Here is a 15120-nt window from a genome sequence, read left to right on the forward strand (position 1 = left end):
GGCGGGAACCGTCGTGCGGGCGGACGACTCTGCGGAGTCAGTCACTGCGTCGACGGTCCCGCAGGACGTGTCGAGCAGTGCGTTGACTGGGGTCGCCCCATCGCTCCACAGGACAGGCGCCCAGTCCGTGTCGCGGATGGCGGTGGCCGGGTCGAGCTCTCCCACGGCGAGCGCGACGGCCATGACGGAGGCGTCTCCTCCGTCGACGACCTCGCTCGCGGGGGCGATGACCGCGGTCAGGTCCGCGTCGTCCTCGGCCGCAGCCGTCAGGCCGCGAGCCGTCAGAGCGTCATGCACCGACGTGGCGAGCGCGGGATCGATGCCCTCCCCTGTGTCGACGACAAAGGTCGCGCCCGGCGCGCACAGATCGGACGGAACCGCCGCCTGCGCCGGTGAGGCGAATGCCAGCGCCAGCCCTCCGGTCGCGACGAGTCCAGCGATGGTGGTCTTGGTCGTGGCGCGCACGGCGATCTCCCCTGTGACTCGTCCCGTGACCGGGCCCCGTCTGGGCCCGACACCGAGCATGCTTGTTATACCAGCGTCGGGCTCCCTCTGGGAAGGCTCGGGTGCCCATGTCCTGGGTCCGGGAGGGCAGCGCACGCGTACACTGACTTCTACATCCGTAGTCACATGGCCGCGAGGCCGAGGAGGACAACTGTGCCCGCACAGGTCGCCACCGGCGCCCCGCTGACCCTGACCCAGCAGGACCTGCTCCCCCTTCGTCCGTGGCGGCAGGCGCACGAGGAGCCCGAGCACGCCTCCTTCAGCCAGTGGGTCGACGACGGCTGGCGGACGATCACGGCGCGCGACCACCTCGCCTCGCTCCAGGCAGTGGCTCGCGGGCTCATCGCGAGCGGCGTGGCAGCAGGTGACCGGGTCGCGCTCATGTCGGGCACCCGGTACGAGTGGCTGCTGCTCGACGAGGCCATCTGGAACGTCGGCGCCGGCACCGTGCCGGTCTACCCGTCCTCGTCGGCAAGCCAGCTGGAGTGGATCCTCACGGATTCCGATGCCTGCCTGCTCGTCGTGGAGACGGCCGAGCAGGCCGCGCTCGCCGCCGGCCTCGGGCTCGACGTCGAGGTCCTCGTCCTGGACGACGACGCCTTGGAGGTCCTCGGCGAGCGCGGACGACAGGTGCCCGAGAGCGCGGTCGTCGAGCGTCGCGACTCCGTCACCTTCGAGGACCTGGCGGGCATCGTCTACACCTCCGGCACGACCGGGCGGCCCAAGGGTGTCGTCCTCACCCACCGCCAGCTCGGCTCCGAGGTCGCGGGATGCCTCGCGAGCCCCATCGGCTCCGTCGGGCGCCCAGGTCACCGGATCCTGATGTTCCTGCCGATGGCGCACGTCCTGGCCCGGTCGGTGGCCTACATCGCTGCGCAGTCCGGAGCGACGGTCGGCTTCTGGTCCGACTTCGGCTCGATCGCCGACAAGTTCGCCTCCTTCCGGCCGCACATGGTCCTGGGCGTTCCGCGCGTCTTCGAGAAGGTCCACGACGGTGTCCGGGATCGGGCAGACGAACGCTGGCTCTCGAGGACGGTCTTCACGCGCGGCGAGCAGGTCGCGATCGAGTGGAGCCGCGCGATCGGGGATGATCCCCACCGGGGCCGCCCGGGCCTGCGGCTGCGCCTGGCCCACGCGCTCTTCGACCGGCTCCTCTACTCCAAGGTCCGGGCCGCGCTCGGTGGCGAGGCCATGTACGACATCAGTGGGGGTGGGGCGCTCGGTGAGCGTCTGGGCCACTTCTTCCGTGGCATCGGCGTCCCGATCCACGAGGGGTACGGCCTGACCGAGACCTGCGCCGCGATCACCGTCAACGGTCCTGACCACCAGCGCATCGGCAGCGTCGGCCGCCCGTTGCCGGGCAACGAGGTGCGCATCGCCCAGGACGGCGCCATCGAGGTCCGCGGAGCCGTCGTCACGGACGGTTACTGGGGCAACGACGAGGCGACGCGCGAGGCGATCGTCGACGGGTGGTTCCGCACCGGCGACCTCGGCTCGCTCGATGAGGAGGGGTACCTGACGATCACGGGACGGGCCAAGGAGATCATCGTGACCGCGGGTGGCAAGAACGTCGCCCCCGGCCCCCTCGAGGACGTCCTGCGCTCACACCCCCTCGTCTCCAACGCCATGCTGGTCGGTGACCGGCGCAGCTTCGTCAGCGCGCTCATCACCCTCGACCCCGACCGCGAGCGTCCCGCTGACCCGCAGGCCGAGCTGCAGGGCGTCGTCGACGAGGCCAACGCCCTGGTCTCGAAGGCCGAGGGGATCAAGAAGTTCGCCGTCCTCGACGACGACTTCACCGAGGACTCCGGGGAACTGACCGCGACGCAGAAGCTCAAGCGGCACGTCATCGAGGACCGGCGCACCGAGGTCATCGAGGGTTTGTACGCCAACCGCTGAGCCGCGCGCGCCTGCCCGTAGGTGGCAGGGTGGGTCCATGGACAGCGCACCCGGTCACGAGCACGCCGACGATCACGCAGGCCACGAGGGCGGTCGTCACTTCGACGACAGGGCCGCCACCTGGGACCAGGATCCCGACAAGATCCGCCAGTCCGGTGAGGTGGCTGCCGCGATCGCTGCGGCCGTCCCCCTTCCTGCCCGGGCGCGGGTGCTCGAGTACGGCGCCGGGACCGCACTGGTGACGACGGCCCTCCTGCCGCACCTCACCGACCCCGTCCTCACCCTCGCCGACAACTCCTCCGGCATGCGCCAGGTCCTCGCGGACAAGGTCGCGGCCGGGGGCCTCCCTTCGCCCACCCGGGTGTGGGACCTCGATCTGGAGTCCCACCCGGTCCCGACCGACCGCTTCGACCTGGTGCTCACCTCCAATGTCATGCACCACGTGCAGCAGCTCGATCAGGTGCTCGCCGGTTTTGCCGAGCTCCTCGATGCCGGGGGTCACCTCTGCATCGCTGACCTCGACCGCGAGGACGGCAGCTTCCACGACGACGACTTCGGCGGGCACCACGGCTTCTCGCGCGAGGAGCTGGCGGGGCAGCTGGAGGCCGCCGGCCTCACCGATGTGCAGGTCGGCGATGCCGGCAAGGTCGTCAAGGGGGGCCGGGACTACTCCGTCTTCCTCGCGGTCGCGCGCAAGGCCTGAGTCGTGCGGCTGGTCGACGACCGCGAGCGCCGCAATCGACTGGCGCTCCGGCACGGACTGCACCCCGACCACCGAGCGAGCGATCCGGTCGCAGCCGCCGAGTCACTCGTCTGCCTCCACGCGACCGAGGCGGCGAGCGTCCACCTGGCCGTCGGCGCACGGACCGCGGGCGTCATCCCCGCCGACGTGGAGACGGCGCTCTACGAGGACCGCACGCTCGTCAAGCAGCTGGCGATGCGCCGGACCCTCTTCGCCTTCCCCCGCGACCTGCTGCCGGCGGCGCTGGGAGTCGCGCTCTCGCGACTCGCCCCGGAGCAACGTCGACTGATCGCCCGTGATGCCGCACGGCATGGCATCGCCGAGGACGGCGACGCCTGGCTCGACACCGCCGGTGCGGCCGTCATCTCCCGGCTCACTGGCTCACTGCCGCTCACCGCCCGGGCCCTGCGCGAGGAGCTCCCCGAGCTCTCGGGTGCCATCACGGTCAACGAGGGCAAGCGCTACGGCGGCACCTTCAACCTCGCCCCGCGCGTGCTGATCTGGCTCGGCGCCGAGGGGCGGATCACCCGGGGCACCAATGCCGGCCACTGGCGCCTGTCCAAGCCGACCTGGACCCTCCTGTCCGACTGGCTGGACGGGACCGTCGCACCGCTGCCGCTCGATGAGGCGTACGCGCAGCTCGTGCGGCGGTGGCTGGCCCGCTTCGGACCAGGGACCCTCGACGACGTCCAGTGGTGGCTGGGCGCGACCAAGGGCGCGACGCGCTCTGCGCTCGCCGCGGTCGGTGCCGTGGAGGTTGCTCTCGAGCGCGATGGCATCGGATGGGTGCTGCCGGACGACCTCGACCCGGTCGCGGACGTCCCCCCGTGGGCCGCACTGCTCCCCACCCTCGACCCGACCACGATGGGGTGGAAGCAGCGTGAGGTCTACCTCGACCCGACCCACCGAGAGCTGCTCTTCGACAGCAACGGCAACGGCGGGACCACGGCCTGGTGGGACGGCCGGATCGTCGGCGCCTGGGTCCAGGACGACGACGGCGTCGTGTCCGTGGTCGAGTGCCCCGGCACCGACCTCGGCAGCGAAGGGCGGTCCGCCCTCGACCTCGAGGCGCAGCGGCTGACGGCCTGGCTCGACGGGGTACGGATCACCAATGTCTACGCCTCACGACTGATGAAGGGCGCTCCCCTCCCCTGAGCCCGGCCCAGAACCGGCGCCGTCTACCGAGGCGGAGCCATCGACGCGCGCCAGTCGCCGGGCAGGTCCCCGTCGACGAGAGCGGTCGAGACGCTCTCCTGATCCTGCGGCGCGAGCGTCTGGTCGGCTGCGGGATAGAGAATCTGCTCCTCCTTGAGGTTGTGGGCATCGAGCTGATCCATCAGGCGCCCGCAGGCTTCCCGCAGGACGGCGGCGTCGGGGGACGGCGCGGCCAGCAAGCCCTCGATCATCTCGAGCACGCCCCACATCTCGCCGTGCTCACGCAGCATCACCAGCACCGGAGGGATCATGCCGGCGGCACGCAGCGGCGGGAAGAGATGCTCCTCCTCGACAAAGATGTGGTGCTTGAGCTCGGTGGCCGCCGCACGGAAGGCCTCGGCCCGCACCTCCCCTTCGTCCAGTCCGGCGACGACGTCGGCAAGCCGCTCGTCGATGCTGTGGTGCTCCACCACGAGCTCCTGGGCCACACCGCTCATCACGCGCTCCTCCGGGTCGGTTGCGTCGACGCTACCCCCGGGCCCGCGGCGGGTGCTGGCGGGTGCCCTGCTCCCCCGGCAGACTGTGTGGATGAGCGAGCGCACCCCTGACGAGGCAGCCGTCGACCTGGCCCACCAGCTCTTCGACTGGACCCGCGAGGGACAGAGCGAGCGGATCGCGGCCTATGTCGATGCGGGCGCTCCGGTTGATCTCGCCGACCCGGCGGGCAACACCCTGCTCATGCTCGCGGCCTACCACGGTCACGCCGGCCTCGTCGGAGAGCTCGCCCGTCGGGGGGCGGACGTCAACCGGGTCAACGACCGGGGACAGACCCCTCTCGCGGGTGCGATCTTCAAGGCCGAGCCCGAGGTGGTCGCGGTCCTGCTCGAACACGGCGCCGATCCCGACGCCGGGACGCCCACCGCCCGAGCGACGGCCGAGATGTTTGGTCAGACCGCGCTGCTCGAGGGGCGGCAGTCATGACGGACGAGTACGACATCGTCGTCATCGGCGGCGGCCCGGTCGGAGAAAATGCGGCGCAGTACGCGACGGAGGGCACTGACCTCAGCGCCGTCCTCGTGGAGGGCGAGCTCTTCGGTGGCGAGTGCTCGTACTGGGCCTGCATGCCGAGCAAGGCGCTGCTGCGGCCGATCGCCGTCGCGGCCACGACGCGTCACCTGCCCGGGGTGCGCCCCACCGAGGTCGAGCGCGACGCGCTCCTGGCCCGACGTGATGCCTGGGTCTCCGCACATGACGACAGCGGGCAGGTCCGGTGGGCCCATGACACGGGCATCACGACCGTGCGCGGGCACGGCCGGCTCGTCGGTGATCGCCTCGTCGAGGTCACGGGGCCCGACGGCACCCGACGGCTGCGTGCCCGGCACTGCGTGATCATCGCGACGGGCAGCGAGCCGACCGTCCCTGCTCCCTTCGTCGACGTACGTCCGTGGGGGTCGCGGGATGCGACCGGCCTGGTCGAGGTGCCCGATCGTCTCGTGGTCATCGGTGGTGGCGTCGTCGCGTGCGAGGCGGCCACGTGGATGAGCGCCGTGGGCTCACAGGTCACGATGCTCGTGCGCGGTGAGCGTCTGCTGGCCGGGATGGAGCCCTTCGTCGGCCGGGAGGTCGCCGAGTCCCTGCGGGCGAAGGGGGTGGACGTCCGGTTGTCGACGTCGAGCACCGGCTGCACCCGACCCGATCCGCAGGACACCGGTGTCGGCCGGGTCCACGGTGGCCCGGTCACGGTCGAGACGGACGCCGGACCGGTCGAGGCCGACGAGGTGCTCGTCGCGACCGGTCGACGGCCCCGTCTGGACGATGTCGGGCTGGAGGCGGTTGGCCTCACCTCCGAGGACGTCCTGGAGGGGCGTCTGCCCGGGTGGCTCCACGCTGTCGGCGACGCCAGCGGGGACGCGCCGCTGACCCACTGGGGCAAGCACCGGGCGCGTGTCGTCGGGGCGCAGATCGCGGCCGCCGCGACGGGGGCGCCGGCACCCGCCGTCGTCGAGGACGCCCCGGTGCCGCAGGTGGTCTTCACGGACCCGCAGGTCGCATCCGTCGGGATGACCGAGGAGCAGGCCAGCGATGCCGGGCACGACGTGGTCGTCGCGTCGGCCCCCTTCGCCGGGGTGGCCGGTGCGGCCCTGCTGCGCGATGACGTGTCCGGCACCGCGCAGATCGTCGTCGACCGGCACAGTCGCCTGCTGCTCGGAGCGACCCTCGTCGGGCCGGATGTCGGGGAGCTCGTGCACGCTGCCACCGTGGCGATCACCGGCCGGGTCCCCGTCCACGTCCTGCGTCACGCCGTGCCGAGCTATCCGACCTCGTCAGAGGTGTGGCTGCGCCTGCTCGAGAACCTGCCCGACGAGCTGCGCCGACCGGCGTGAGGGCAAGCGCTCAGTCAGGCGAGGCGGACTTCGCCGCACGCAGGTTGAGGTCCGCGTAGTCGGGGTGGCGAGCCATCCACGACTCGATGAAGGGGCAGACCGCGAGCACCTTGCGCGTCCCCTCCTCGCGCACCCGGTCCAGGGCGCCTCGGGCCAGTGCCCCACCGACGCCCTTGCCCTCGTGCGCAGGGTCGACCTGCGTGTGGGTGAAGACGTAGAGGTCGTCCGTGAGCTGGTACTCGGCGAAGCCGACGAGCACGACACCCTGATGGGCCTCGAAACGGCCCTTGTCGGCGTGATCGGTGACGACGATGTCCGGCACGGGTCCTCCAGGGTTGTTGACGCTGTCGGCGGTCAGGGGTTCGATCGTCAGTATGGATCAGATGCCAGACTTCCGTCCCGATCTCGACGCCGCCCAGACCTGGGTCGCCGGTCTCATCGACGCGGTGCGTCCCCACCAGCTCGATGCCCCGACACCCTGCACCGAGTACGACGTCCGCGGACTGCTCCAGCACATCGCTGCCCTCCCCGACAAGGTCGCTGCGGTCGCCATGGGTGGCAACCCCCGCGAGCTGCCCTCGCAGGTGGCCATCGACGAGGACGGCGTCGGGCAGCGCTACCTCGAGGAGGCCCGCGTGGCCCTCGACATGTGGGCCGATGACGCTCTCCTGACCACCACCCTCACCGCGCCGTGGGGTCCGGCGCCGGGTGGGGCTGCGCTGGGCGGCTTCGTCATGGAGACCGTGGCGCACGGCTGGGACCTGGCCGTCGCCACGGGGCAGGACCCGGAGGCCGACCCGGCCCTGGTGGCCAAGGCCCGGGCCATCGGTGAGCACGCACTCGCTGAGGCGCCGCGCGGCCCCGGGATGCCCTTCGACGTGCCGGTCGAGGCCCCCACAGGAGCGGGCCCGACGACCCAGCTCGCTGCCTTCCTCGGACGGTCGTGGGACCGCCTTTGACCTCGACGGGCCCACGACGGTGATCCGATGCGGCTCAGTGCCTCTCGGCGCGGTCCGTGAGCAGCCATCCGGCCGTGATCGACAGCCAGGCGTCGTCGCCGTCGCGCAGGCGCACCAGCACGTCGTCGACCTCGGGCAGGTCGAGCTCTGCGAGCGCTTCGATGGCCGGCAGGACGACCTCCTTGTCGTCGTCCTCGACGACGCGGAAGAGCTCTGCGGCGGCCGGGCGCGCGGCGGGGTCACCGATGCCCAGCAGCGCCTCGGCGGCATGCCGACGCACGGACGGCTCTGGATCAGACAGACGTGAGGCCAACCCGGCGACAGCGGCCTCACCCGCCTGCTCCAACGCTCGGGTGAGCTCGCGGCGGCGGAACTCGTCCTCGTCGCCCAGGTGGTCGACGATGGCCGCGGCCGCTCCCGGGGTCCCGATGCGACCCAGCGCCCACCACGCCTTGGCAGCCACCGCGTCGTCCTCGTCATCGGCGAGCGGCAGGATCTCGGCGACGGAGGCGGGCTCCCGGATCTTGCTCAGTGCGTGCAGCACCTGCACCCGCTCAGGGCCACCGTCGGACAGGTGGTCGATGAGCCTCGGGTAGGTGCTCGCCGCGCGGGTCACCACCGCCCAGGTGAGTGTCTCCCGGACGTAGAAGTCCGGCTCGGCGACCAGCAGTGACACGAGCTCATCAGCGATGGACTCGTCCCCGTAGGTGCCGAGCCACAAGGCGGCCCGCTGTCTCACCGAGGAGTCGTCGTGTCGCGCGGCCTGCAGGGCCCGCTCGAGAGAGGTGCTCATGGCCGGGACGCTACCCGCGTCGCCGGGATCAGCTGCTCAGTGCGTCGTGCCCGCGATGTCCGTCCCCTTGGGGGTCAGGACGAAGACCGTTGCCGCGACCACGAGCATGAGCACTCCACCGACGAGTCCGGCGGTCTGCAAGGACTGGGTGAAGGCGGCCCCGGCGTCGCTCGCCAGCGCCGGCAGCCCGAGCTGCTCGGAGGTGGCGACGGCGGCCCCCAGCGAGTCCTGCGCATGCCGCGCGGCCTCCGGGCCGGCCTGCTCGAGGGCTCGCGAGCCCGACAGCTGGTCGCGGTAGACGAGGGCGGAGATGCTGCCGAGGACGGCCACACCGAGCGTCCCGCCGAGCTCGTAGGAGGTCTCCTCGAGCGCCCCTGCATTGCCGGCCTTGTCCTCCGGCGAGCCGAGCATGATCATGGCCGAGGCGATGGCCAGCGACCCGGTCCCCGCTCCGACGAGGAGCATCGCGACCAGCACGAGACGGTAGGTCAGCACGTCCGGACCGAAGCCGACGAAGAGCAGGCCCACCCCAGCGACGGCCAGGCCACCGGCGAGGACGGCTCGCGCCCCGATCCGATGGGCCAGCGGCGGTGCGAGGAGCGACGCCGCAGCCGCCGCGAGCGCGACGGGGATGAGCTTGATGCCCGACTGGATCGGGCTCGCGTGGTCGACGAGCTGCAGCCACTGGGTGAGCAGCAGCAGCGCGGCGAGCATGGCGAAGGTCGTGCCGAGCGCCGCGATGATGCCCGCGGAGAAGGGACGGTTGCGGAAGAGCCGGATGTCGAGCAGCGGGTGCGTGCTGCGCAGGCAGCGGCGCACGAACCACACGAGGGCACCGATGCCGGTCGCGAGGGCGAGCAGCGCGGTGGGCTCGGCGAAGGACGCCTGCTTGCCGAAGTCCTTCAGCGCCCACACCACGAGGACCATGCCGACCAGCGACAGTGCTGCGGCGATCGCGTCCCACGGCCCGGCGTTGGTCACCGTGGACTCCGGGAGGATCACCAGCCCGGCGATGATCGCGACGATCATGAGCGGCACGTTGACGAGGAAGGCCGCGTGCCACGAGAAGTGCTCGAGGAGGAAGCCTCCGACGAAGGGCCCGACGGCCGCACCGAGACCGGACACTGCGGCCCAGATGCTCAGGGCGGTCGCGCGCTGGCTGGCGTCGGTGAAGATCACTCGGATGAGCGAGAGCGTGTTGGGCATGATCATCGCGCCGCCGACACCCAGGAAGATCCGAAGGGCGATGACGGACTCCGCGGTGTCGGCCAGCAGCACGAGGAGGGAGGCCACGAGGAAGATCGCGTACCCGGTCATGAGCATCCGCTTGCGGCCGATCCGATCGGCGATCGCGGCGAAGGAGACGAGCAGCCCGGCGAGGACGAGCGAGTAGACGTCGATGATCCACAGCTGCTGCGTGGCGGTCGGCCGCAGCTCGGCCGACATCTCCGGCAGCGCGATGTTGAGGATCGTCATGTCCATCGTGACGACGAGCAGGCTCGCACTGAGGACGGCGACGCACGCCCAGGCACGACGGGTCGAGACCGGGGAGGTGGCAGTGGTCAGGGTGGCGGAGGTCATCGGGGGCCACTCCCTTCGTTCGGGGTGATGGTCATGAGGGCCCGGATGGTGCGGGCCATGACATCAGCGGCGATGGGCTCGTCGTGCAGGCCTGCATGGAGGGTCACGCCGTCGAGGTAGACGGCGATGGCTTCTGCTGCCTCACGTCCGACGTGCTCGGTCAGGATCTCGGTCAGGCGGTCGGTCCACCGGCGGGCGATGTCACGCAGCCGCGGGTCGGTCATGCCGGACCCCATGAGCTCGATCTCGGCGCGCACCTGCCGGGAGTCGGCAAGGAACTCGCCCATCACCGCCGCGAAGCGCTCGGGTGCGGACTCGATCGGCAGGATCTGGTCCTCGACCTGGGCCAGCTCGACGTCGACGCCCTCGGCGAGGCTCTGCAGCGCGGCCTCGCGCAGCTCGTCGAGGGAGGTGAAGTACTGCGTCGTCGATCCGAGGGAGACTCCGGCCCGGGCAGCGACCCCGCGGTGGGTGATCGACGCTGCGCCACCCTCGACGATCAGCTCGGCGGCGGCGGCGATGATCGCGCGACGGCGCCCCTCGGGGTCGCGCCGCCCGGGCGCCGGCCGGTTGTGCTGGGAGCCCACTGGCCCCTCCTTCGATGTTGTACGAATGTACATGTACAGATGTACATCATCGGTAGACGGTGAGGCAACTCGGGGACCGTTCCCCGTTGCCGCGATGCATTGACTGGAGCAGAGTGACCGCCATGGCCTCCCCACCGCGCAGCGAGCTCCCGTCCTGGTGGCGCGTCGTCGCCACCCTGGCGGTCGGGACGGTCATCGCGCTGGCCCTTGCCCTGGCGATGGCCACCATGAGCGAAGGGGGTGACCCTCGCCCCGTCGCCGCGATCGGGAGCGTGCACGACTTCCCCTTCGCAGAGGACGAGCTCCCACACCGTGGAGTGGTCTCGTTGCCATGGCAGCGGATCGAGGTCGCGGTCGGCGACCCCCAGGGCCAGCTGCCCCCACTCCAAGGTGACGCCGCCGACATCGCACCGCCGGAGGGAGGCAGCTTTGTGCGGGTGGATGCCCGGCGGGTTGACTCCAGCCAGCTGGCCTTCGCCGCGATCGGCCGGCCCCTGCAGGTGGAGGTCGAGATCGTCCTGCACGCCGACGGCGCCGAGTACCCGCTGAGCGGTCCCGGTGGTCTGGGCTTCGACGCCAACGGCGCCGACCTGCCCTCGACGGGCAGTCGATGGGTCGCCGTCCCGGGCCACCCGACCGATCTCGAGGTGGCTGTCCTCGTCGACGGTGAGGAGCAGACGGTGCACCAGGACGGGAGCGTGGACGCCGGTCGCGCCTCAGGCCTGACCGAGCTGGAGCCCCTGACCCAGGCCAGTCAGCAGGATGAGCGGTCCTGCGACCCGGTGCGGCGCACCGACCACTCCGAGCTCAGGTTGCCTGACCACAGGAACGAGCCGGCGTGCACGGTCACGGCCGTCTTCCGCACGCCCTACGCCGACGGGATCGGATGGGCGCGCGATGGTCATGAGTACCTCGTCGTCGTCGCCACCCACGACGATGTCCTGTCCGTCGATCGTCCGGACGGTGAGCGCTGGCGCGCCACCAACACCTTCACCGGCCGGCTCGACGGGGCCGAGCCGGTCGTCGAGCCCGTGGACGTCAATGCCGTCAACGCCGGCACCCTGGCCATCCAGGACCCGGACGGCCCCCGCATGCTGGTCTTCGAGGTCCCGGAGACGGGCTCGACGGGTGACCTCACCCTGGGCCTGGATGTGGACGCCCGTCCCGATGACGCCTTCGCGTCGTCCGCCGGTCAGCAGATGCACCTGGAGTGGACCGTGCCCGAAGAGGAGCTGCGATGAACGTCCGGAGCCGCTCGAACCGCGCTGCGTCCACCCGTGGTGAACGCTCCTTGGCCGTCGCTGCCCTGGTGGCCGTCGCCGTGCTCGTCGGCGCCCTGGTCACGACCGTGCCGGCGCACGCCTCCCACGTCCTCGCGGCAGGGGACCGGGTGCCCCTGCAGTCAGCGGTCTACAACGGCGACGTTCATGAGCTCCTCGTCCCCGGGTCGCGCGTCCACGTGCAGGTCGGGCAACCGGTCGATGAGGTCGACACCGTCCTGGTCGACCTGAGCAGTGTCGAGGACGGCGACCGGGCCGGGCGCTCCGACGACCCGGTACGCGCCGCCGACGGGACCCGACTCGTACCGGTCTCGTGGAGCGTGCGGCCGGGGACCGGCGGCAGCGCCGAGATCCAGGAGGTCCCGATCGAGATCCGGCTCGTCGCCGGCGATCGATCCGTGGACCTGGCCAGGGGCACCCCCGAGGCACTGCGCTCGCCCTCTGGCGAGACCAATCTCCCGTCCTCGCTCGTCGGGGTCGACGAGGGAGCGGAGCTGTCCGTCGAGGTGGAGTTCGACGGGGGCATCCAGACCTTGGACATGGCGACCGGCGAGCTCGACACCGGCGTCGCCGAAGCCCTCCACTCCCCCACACCCGCCATCGACCCGGGATGCGGGGAGTACACGAGCCGCTGCCACCTCAGCACGGTCGACCACGACGCGCGGTGGCGCGTCGAGCCGGGCGAGGCGGCGATCACGACCGGCAACCTGGCCATCCATGCCTACGACGTCGAGCTGGGCTGGGCCCCGCAGGGCCAGCGGTGGGCGACGACCACGGTCCACACGGGCTCACCTTCCGGGGCGAAGAACAGCGCGGGGGACTTCCGGTCCATCGACACGACGGGCAGGTTGGTCATCACCCTCGACGGGGACAAGCCCCGACGCACGAGCGGCCTCGACGAGGCCAGTGGCATCGGGTCGCGGGCCGGCGCCGTGGTCTTCGCGGTCGATGCCGACTCCACGCCCCACGAGCTGGTGGTCGAGCAGGACCTCACCCTCGGCGGCGCCCAATCACCGCGGACCGTGCCGATGCGGATCACGATCTCCCTCGACGACGCCGAGTGAGCCACGCGTCGGGTCGCGGATCGTCGGGCCGGGCGACCTACGCTGGCCCCATGCACCGGATCTTCACCACGAGCGTCGCCGACGTCCACCCCCTCTACGTCACCAAGGTGGAGAGGAAGGGCCGCACCCGCGCCGAGGTCGACGAGGTGATCCGCTGGCTCACCGGCTTCGACCAGGCGACGCTCGAGCAGCACCTCGCCGAGGGGACGACCTTCGCCGACTTCTTCGATGCGGCGACCCTCAACCCCCACACCGACCTCATCACCGGCTCGGTGTGCGGGATCAAGGTGCAGGAGGTCGAGGACCCTCTGATGCAAAGGATCCGCTTCCTCGACAAGCTCGTCGACGAGCTGGCCAAGGGCAAGGCGATGGACAAGGTGCTCCGCGGCTGACCTCGGCCACCGCCTCCCCCGCGGCTATCCCGCGAGGGTGTCCGCGAGCGCGACGGAGGTGTCCCGCAGCCGGTCGGTGGCCTCGAGCCCGAGCCAGGCACGCAGGTGGTCGGTCGCGTCCCAGTCGTTGGTGTGCATGGCCGCGATGACCTTGCCGTCCGTGATCATCACCGCGTTGAGCACGCGGCTGGCGCGGTCACCCCGCATGACGATCTCGTCGTAGCCCTCGCGACCGAGGTGACCGACGTACTCCATGCCCAGGTCGTACTGGTCGGTGAAGAAGTACGGCTGACGCGCGTAGGGCTCCTGACCGCCAAGCATGCTCCGGGCGGCGTGCTTGCCCTGCTGGATCGCGGTGTCCCAGTGCTCCACGCGCAGTCGCCCGAGGTCCGGGTGGTCATGGTTGGCGACATCGCCCGCCGCGTAGATGTGCGGGTCGCTCGTGCGCAGCCGTGAATCGACGAGGATCCCGTGGTCGACCTCCAACCCGGCCGCTTCGGCGAGGGCCGTCTCGGGCTCGGCGCCGATGGCGACGAGGACCAGATCAGGCCGCACCTCGGTGCCGTCGGAGAGGACCGCGCGGGTCCCCCCTTCGTCCTGCTCGAGGGTGGTGAGCGAGGTGTCGAGGTGCAGGTGGACGCCGTGCTCGCGGTGCAGGTCGGCGAAGACGCGCGCCATGTCCTCGCCGATGGCTGCGACGAGAGGAAGGGATGCGCTCTCGACGACGGTGACCGAGCCACCCGCTGCCCGCGCGGCCGAGGCGACCTCGAGGCCGATCCAGCCGGCACCGATGATGAGCAGGCTGCCCCCCAGGTGCTCCTTGAGCGCCTCGGACTCCTCGACGGTGCGCAGGTAGGCGACCGGCACACCCGACTCGTCAGCCATCGCCAGGTGCCGGGAGGTCGCGCCGGTGGCGATGAGCAGCTCGTCGTAGGAGACGCTGCGCCCGTCGACGTCGAAGGTGCGGGCCGCGGTGTCGAGCGCCGTGACACGGGTGCCGGTGATCAGCTCGACCCGGTGCTCCGTGTACCAACCCTCGTCCTTGGCCGCGGCCTCGGCCGCGGTGCCCTTGCCGAGGAGGATGTCCTTGGACAGCGGTGGCCGCTCGTAGGGTGCGTGCGGCTCGGCGCCGACGAGGACAATGTCCCCGTCGTAGCCCTGCTCGCGCAGCTCGGCGGCGGCGCTGGCTCCGGTGAGACCGGCTCCGATGACGGCGATGGTCATGGGGTGCTCCTGGTGAGTGCGAGGAATTCGGCGCGGCTGCGCGGGTCCTCCCGGAGTCGTCCGAAGAGTGCAGACGTCGTGGTGACCGTCCCTGCGACCCTAGCCCCGCGCACGGTCATGCACGTGTGCTCGGCCTGGATGACGACCCCGACGCCCCGAGGGCTGAGCGCGTCGTCGAGGTGGGTGGCGATCTGGTGGGTGAGTCGCTCCTGGGTCTGCGGACGGCGGGCGTGCCACTCCACCATCCGGGCGAACTTGGACAGGCCGAGGATGCGCTCACCCGGCAGGTAGCCGACGTGGGCGATCCCGGTGAAGGGCAGGATGTGGTGCTCGCAGACCGACTGCACCGGGATGTCACGCACGAGGACGAGATCGTCGTAGCCCTCGTCGTTGGGGAAGGTCGTGAGCTCGAAGTCCTCGCTGCTCGTCATCTCGATGAGCGCCTGGGCCATCCGGTGCGGCGTGCGGACCAGGTGCTCGGCGGTGAGGTCGAGCCCGAGGGCGGTGAGCAGGTCGCCCGCGGCGGCCTCCGCCGCGGCCGGGTCGACCGCGGGGC

Annotated in this window: 17 protein-coding genes; 9 read left to right on the top strand and 8 right to left on the bottom strand. The window is 71.3% G+C overall.

Annotated elements, in window-relative coordinates; translation table 11 throughout:
* Positions 1–465: hypothetical protein (locus JLI01S_RS15005; RefSeq protein ID WP_157074995.1), on the bottom strand; the 465-nt coding region annotated here is incomplete at its 3' end.
* Positions 466–657: 192 nt separating this feature from the next.
* Between JLI01S_RS15005 and JLI01S_RS15010 the strand changes: the two genes are divergently transcribed.
* The 3 genes from JLI01S_RS15010 to JLI01S_RS15020 are packed head-to-tail and all read left to right on the top strand — an operon-like array spanning position 658 to position 4300.
* Positions 658–2403, top strand: a complete 1746-nt coding sequence (locus tag JLI01S_RS15010) for an AMP-dependent synthetase/ligase (protein ID WP_245634650.1) — start codon at positions 658–660, stop codon at positions 2401–2403.
* A 37-nt stretch (positions 2404–2440) separates the two neighbouring features.
* The gene (locus JLI01S_RS15015) at positions 2441–3106 is read left to right on the top strand and encodes a class I SAM-dependent methyltransferase (protein WP_068266084.1); all 666 of its coding nucleotides are present in this window, start codon (positions 2441–2443) and stop codon (positions 3104–3106) included.
* Positions 3107–3109: 3 nt separating this feature from the next.
* On the top strand, positions 3110–4300 hold the full coding sequence (locus tag JLI01S_RS15020) for a winged helix DNA-binding domain-containing protein (protein WP_068266086.1): 1191 nt from the start codon (positions 3110–3112) through the stop codon (positions 4298–4300).
* A 23-nt stretch (positions 4301–4323) separates the two neighbouring features.
* On the opposite strand, the gene JLI01S_RS15025 is transcribed toward JLI01S_RS15020, so the two are convergent.
* Entirely contained in the window at positions 4324–4797 is a 474-nt protein-coding gene (locus tag JLI01S_RS15025; RefSeq protein ID WP_068266088.1) for a hemerythrin domain-containing protein, read from the bottom strand.
* 91 nt (positions 4798–4888) lie between these two features.
* Here JLI01S_RS15025 and JLI01S_RS15030 point away from each other — a divergent pair, with 91 nt between their 5' ends.
* Both JLI01S_RS15030 and JLI01S_RS15035 read left to right on the top strand, forming a co-directional pair.
* On the top strand, positions 4889–5281 hold the full coding sequence (locus tag JLI01S_RS15030; protein WP_068266122.1) for an ankyrin repeat domain-containing protein: 393 nt from the start codon (positions 4889–4891) through the stop codon (positions 5279–5281).
* Positions 5278–6684, top strand: a complete 1407-nt coding sequence (locus JLI01S_RS15035; RefSeq protein ID WP_068266090.1) for a dihydrolipoyl dehydrogenase family protein — start codon at positions 5278–5280, stop codon at positions 6682–6684. Before JLI01S_RS15030 ends, JLI01S_RS15035 begins: the two co-directional genes overlap by 4 nt.
* A 10-nt stretch (positions 6685–6694) precedes the next feature.
* Here JLI01S_RS15035 and JLI01S_RS15040 read toward each other — a convergent pair whose 3' ends face one another.
* Positions 6695–7006, bottom strand: coding sequence for a GNAT family N-acetyltransferase (locus JLI01S_RS15040; RefSeq protein ID WP_068266098.1), 312 nt, complete (start codon positions 7004–7006; stop codon positions 6695–6697).
* A 61-nt stretch (positions 7007–7067) separates the two neighbouring features.
* Here JLI01S_RS15040 and JLI01S_RS15045 point away from each other — a divergent pair, with 61 nt between their 5' ends.
* Positions 7068–7643 carry a TIGR03086 family metal-binding protein gene (locus JLI01S_RS15045; RefSeq protein WP_169797348.1) on the top strand — a complete coding sequence of 192 codons (576 nt, stop codon included), beginning with the start codon at positions 7068–7070 and terminating at the stop codon, positions 7641–7643.
* A gap of 34 nt (positions 7644–7677) precedes the next feature.
* Here the strand turns inward: JLI01S_RS15045 and JLI01S_RS15050 are convergent, their stop codons facing one another.
* Genes JLI01S_RS15050 through JLI01S_RS15060 form a run of 3 tightly spaced genes read right to left on the bottom strand, consistent with a single transcriptional unit; the run spans position 7678 to position 10604 of the window.
* Positions 7678–8436 (bottom strand): HEAT repeat domain-containing protein, encoded by a 759-nt coding sequence (locus tag JLI01S_RS15050; protein WP_068266106.1) that lies wholly within the window; start codon positions 8434–8436, stop codon positions 7678–7680.
* Between the two features lie 36 nt (positions 8437–8472).
* Positions 8473–10017: an MFS transporter gene (locus tag JLI01S_RS15055; protein WP_068266110.1), complete on the bottom strand. Its 1545-nt coding sequence runs from the start codon at positions 10015–10017 to the stop codon at positions 8473–8475.
* Entirely contained in the window at positions 10014–10604 is a 591-nt protein-coding gene (locus tag JLI01S_RS15060) for a TetR/AcrR family transcriptional regulator (protein ID WP_084349488.1), read from the bottom strand. The genes JLI01S_RS15055 and JLI01S_RS15060 overlap by 4 nt, the downstream gene beginning before the upstream one ends.
* A gap of 122 nt (positions 10605–10726) precedes the next feature.
* On the opposite strand from JLI01S_RS15060, the gene JLI01S_RS15065 reads away from it, so the two are divergent.
* Genes JLI01S_RS15065 through JLI01S_RS15075 form a run of 3 tightly spaced genes read left to right on the top strand, consistent with a single transcriptional unit; the run spans position 10727 to position 13340 of the window.
* On the top strand, positions 10727–11845 hold the full coding sequence (locus JLI01S_RS15065) for a hypothetical protein (protein ID WP_157074996.1): 1119 nt from the start codon (positions 10727–10729) through the stop codon (positions 11843–11845).
* Entirely contained in the window at positions 11842–12948 is a 1107-nt protein-coding gene (locus JLI01S_RS15070) for a hypothetical protein (protein WP_068266116.1), read from the top strand. The genes JLI01S_RS15065 and JLI01S_RS15070 overlap by 4 nt, the downstream gene beginning before the upstream one ends.
* Before the next feature lie 50 nt (positions 12949–12998).
* The gene (locus JLI01S_RS15075; protein ID WP_068266124.1) at positions 12999–13340 is read left to right on the top strand and encodes a DUF2200 domain-containing protein; all 342 of its coding nucleotides are present in this window, start codon (positions 12999–13001) and stop codon (positions 13338–13340) included.
* 24 nt (positions 13341–13364) lie between these two features.
* On the opposite strand, the gene JLI01S_RS15080 is transcribed toward JLI01S_RS15075, so the two are convergent.
* Both JLI01S_RS15080 and folE read right to left on the bottom strand, forming a co-directional pair.
* The gene (locus tag JLI01S_RS15080) at positions 13365–14564 is read right to left on the bottom strand and encodes an NAD(P)/FAD-dependent oxidoreductase (protein ID WP_068266118.1); all 1200 of its coding nucleotides are present in this window, start codon (positions 14562–14564) and stop codon (positions 13365–13367) included.
* On the bottom strand, positions 14561–15120 hold a 560-nt coding region (gene folE, locus JLI01S_RS15085), incomplete at its 5' end, for a GTP cyclohydrolase I FolE (protein ID WP_068266120.1). The genes folE and JLI01S_RS15080, both read right to left, overlap by 4 nt.

Origin of the sequence: Janibacter limosus NBRC 16128 (assembly GCF_001570985.1) — a bacterium.
Taxonomy (GTDB): Bacteria; Actinomycetota; Actinomycetes; order Actinomycetales; family Dermatophilaceae; genus Janibacter; species Janibacter limosus.

Coding starts and splice junctions, on each gene's coding strand:
- JLI01S_RS15015 (WP_068266084.1), top strand. CDS start 2,441: ATGGACAGCGCACCCGGTCACGAGCACGCCGACGATCACGCAGGCCAC.
- JLI01S_RS15025 (WP_068266088.1), bottom strand. CDS start 4,797: ATGAGCGGTGTGGCCCAGGAGCTCGTGGTGGAGCACCACAGCATCGAC.
- JLI01S_RS15030 (WP_068266122.1), top strand. CDS start 4,889: ATGAGCGAGCGCACCCCTGACGAGGCAGCCGTCGACCTGGCCCACCAG.
- JLI01S_RS15035 (WP_068266090.1), top strand. CDS start 5,278: ATGACGGACGAGTACGACATCGTCGTCATCGGCGGCGGCCCGGTCGGA.
- JLI01S_RS15045 (WP_169797348.1), top strand. CDS start 7,068: ATGCCAGACTTCCGTCCCGATCTCGACGCCGCCCAGACCTGGGTCGCC.
- JLI01S_RS15050 (WP_068266106.1), bottom strand. CDS start 8,436: ATGAGCACCTCTCTCGAGCGGGCCCTGCAGGCCGCGCGACACGACGAC.
- JLI01S_RS15055 (WP_068266110.1), bottom strand. CDS start 10,017: ATGACCTCCGCCACCCTGACCACTGCCACCTCCCCGGTCTCGACCCGT.
- JLI01S_RS15065 (WP_157074996.1), top strand. CDS start 10,727: ATGGCCTCCCCACCGCGCAGCGAGCTCCCGTCCTGGTGGCGCGTCGTC.
- JLI01S_RS15070 (WP_068266116.1), top strand. CDS start 11,842: ATGAACGTCCGGAGCCGCTCGAACCGCGCTGCGTCCACCCGTGGTGAA.
- JLI01S_RS15075 (WP_068266124.1), top strand. CDS start 12,999: ATGCACCGGATCTTCACCACGAGCGTCGCCGACGTCCACCCCCTCTAC.
- JLI01S_RS15080 (WP_068266118.1), bottom strand. CDS start 14,564: ATGACCATCGCCGTCATCGGAGCCGGTCTCACCGGAGCCAGCGCCGCC.